The following is a 2,548-nucleotide window of genomic DNA, read 5'->3' as shown; positions in this document are numbered from 1 at the left end:
GGGCTAGGCCAGACGGGTCAGCCATCCGTGGGTGTCCTCGACGGTGCCGGTCTGGATGCCGAGCAGCTGTTGGCGGATGGCCATGGTGGTTTCCCCGGCCTTGGCATCCTCGGCGCCGATGAATTCGGTGTCGTCCTTGAGCACGCCGATGGGGGTGATGACGGCGGCGGTACCGCAGGCGAAGACCTCGGTGATGTCGCCGGACGCCACGCCGTCGCGCCATTCCTCAAGGGTGATCTTGCGTTCGGTCACGACGCGGCCCATGTCGCGGGCCACCTGCATCACGGATGAGCGGGTGACCCCCTCCAGGATGGTGCCGGACAGCGCCGGGGTAACCAGCGAGCCGTCCTTCATCACGAAGAAGACGTTCATCCCGCCAAGTTCCTCGACGGCGTTGTCATTGAACGGGTCAAGGAACAGGACCTGCTTGCAGCCGTGGGCCTCGGCTTCCTGCTGCGCGATCAGGGACGCGGCGTAGTTGCCGCCGCACTTGGCAGCGCCGGTGCCGCCGCGGCCGGCGCGGGCGTACTCGCGGGAAATCCAGATGGACACCGGTTTCAGCTCGCCGCCGAAGTAATTGCCGGCCGGGGACGCGATGACGCGGAAGGACACCTCGCGGGCGGCCCGGACGCCCAGGAAGGCCTCGGTGGCGATCATGAAGGGCCGCAGGTAGAGGGCTTCGCCGTCGCCGGAGGGAACCCATTCCCGGTCTGCGGAGACGAGTTCGCGGATGGCCGTCAGGAAGTACTCCTCCGGCAGCTCCGGCAGGGCCAGGCGGCGGGCGGACTTGTTCAGGCGGGCGGCGTTGGCCTCGGGGCGGAAGGTCCAGATCGAGCCGTCGGCATGCCGGTACGCCTTGAGGCCCTCGAAGATCTCCTGGCCGTAGTGGAGCACCGCGGCGGAGGGGTCCAGGGAGATGGGACCGTAGGGTTCGATCCGTGCATCGTGCCAGCCGCCCTTGCCCTCGGCGTCGACGCTGTAATCGACCACGGCGGTGTGGTCGGTGAAATAGTCGCCGAATCCAGGGTTGGCCAGTATGGCTGCACGCTCTTCAGCGGACTTCGGGGTTGCCGAGAGCTGCTGGGTGAATTCGACGCCATGGGCAGTCTGGGTCATGGTTCCTCCACGGTCGGCTGCCTGGTGTGTGAACGTGGTTCATCCTCGGACCACGGCAGCATGTTGGTGATTCGAAACAAGCTTACGCCCGCGCAGGTGTCCGGGCTCCGTGCTCCGGGCTCCAGGAGGGCCCGGCTCCAGGAGGGCCCGGCTCCTCCCGGCTCCTAGAGCGCGGCGGCGATGGCGTCGCCGATGGCGGCGGTGCTGCGGAAGCTGCCGTCCCGGCGATCGATGTCAGCGGCGACGGCGGCCTCGATCCTGCGGGCCGCCGCGGCATGGCCCAAGTGGTCCAGCAGCAGCGCGGCCGAGAGGATGGCGGCGCTCGGGTCCGCCTTCTGCTGGCCGGCGATGTCCGGGGCCGAGCCGTGGACCGGCTCGAACATTGACGGCGCGGTGCGGTCCATGTTGATGTTGCCCGAGGCTGCGAGGCCGATGCCGCCGGTGATGGCCGCAGCGAGGTCCGTGAGGATGTCGCCGAAGAGGTTGTCCGTGACAATCACGTCGAAGCGTGCCGGATCGGTGACCATGAAGATCGTGGCCGCGTCCACGTGCAGGTAGTCGTGGCTGACCTCGGGGAACTCCTGTGCGACGGCCTCCACCGTCCGCTTCCACAGGTGGCCGGCGAAAACCAGGACGTTGTGCTTGTGCACCAGGGTCAGCTTCTTGCGGGGGCGCTCGTTGGCGCGGCGGAAGGCATCCCGGACCACGCGCTCCACACCGTGGGCGGTGTTCAGCGAGACCTCGGTGGCCACCTCGTGCGGCGTGCCGGCGCGCAGTGTGCCGCCGTTGCCGACATACGGACCCTCGGTGCCCTCGCGGACCACGACGAAGTCGACCTCGCCGGGGTTGGCCAACGGACTGCCGACACCGGCGTACAGCCGGGCGGGCCGGAGGTTGACGTAGTGGTCCAGGCTGAAGCGGAGCTTGAGCAGCAGTTCGCGTTCGATGATGCCGGAGGGAATTCTGGTATCGCCGGGAGCGGCACCCACCGCCCCGAAGAGGATCGCGTCCCGCCCGCGGAGGTCCGCGAGGGTGTCGTCCGGCAAGGTCTCCCCCGTCGCCAGCCAGTGCTCGGCGCCGAGCTCGTAATGCGTCTGCTGCAGCACGATGCCTTCAGCGGCGGCAGCCTTCTCGAGGACCTTCAGGGCTTCGGCAATGACTTCCGGGCCGATGCCGTCGCCCGGAATTACGGCCAGATCAATGGTGGATGCGCTCATGTTTTCAGCGTAGCCAAAGCATCCACATGGTGGGCAATTCGTCTCAATATACGAACACACCGGACGCTCCCTCACGTCCCGCCGGTAAACACCGAACGCTCCCTCACGTCCCGCCGGTAAACACCAAACGCTCCCTCACGTCCCGCCGGTAAACATGGGACGCTCCCCGGCAAGACCTGAGGGAGCGTCAACCCCAGCACGGCAAGACCTGAGGG

At 67.7% G+C, this 2,548-nt stretch carries 2 protein-coding genes; both read right to left on the bottom strand.

Annotated features, from left to right (window positions below):
• Positions 1-3: 3 nt before the first annotated feature.
• A complete protein-coding gene (locus AB4Y86_RS16580) occupies positions 4-1,116 on the bottom strand; it encodes a branched-chain amino acid aminotransferase (protein WP_441403270.1) in 1,113 nt (370 codons plus the stop codon).
• A gap of 164 nt (positions 1,117-1,280) precedes the next feature.
• Positions 1,281-2,333 (bottom strand): 3-isopropylmalate dehydrogenase, encoded by a 1,053-nt coding sequence (locus tag AB4Y86_RS16575; RefSeq protein WP_441403269.1) that lies wholly within the window; start codon positions 2,331-2,333, stop codon positions 1,281-1,283.
• Between the last annotated feature and the right edge of the window lie 215 nt (positions 2,334-2,548).

This window comes from Arthrobacter sp. 2YAF22_2 (assembly GCF_052114645.1).
Classification (GTDB): Bacteria; Actinomycetota; Actinomycetes; order Actinomycetales; family Micrococcaceae; genus Arthrobacter.
Note: the sequence above shows the minus strand (reverse complement) of the source record. Positions and strands in the feature narration are given on the sequence as shown.

Excerpts from the sequence above, each read along its gene's own strand:
- AB4Y86_RS16580 (WP_441403270.1), bottom strand. The coding sequence starts at position 1,116 with ATGACCCAGACTGCCCATGGCGTCGAATTCACCCAGCAGCTCTCGGCA.
- AB4Y86_RS16575 (WP_441403269.1), bottom strand. The coding sequence starts at position 2,333 with ATGAGCGCATCCACCATTGATCTGGCCGTAATTCCGGGCGACGGCATC.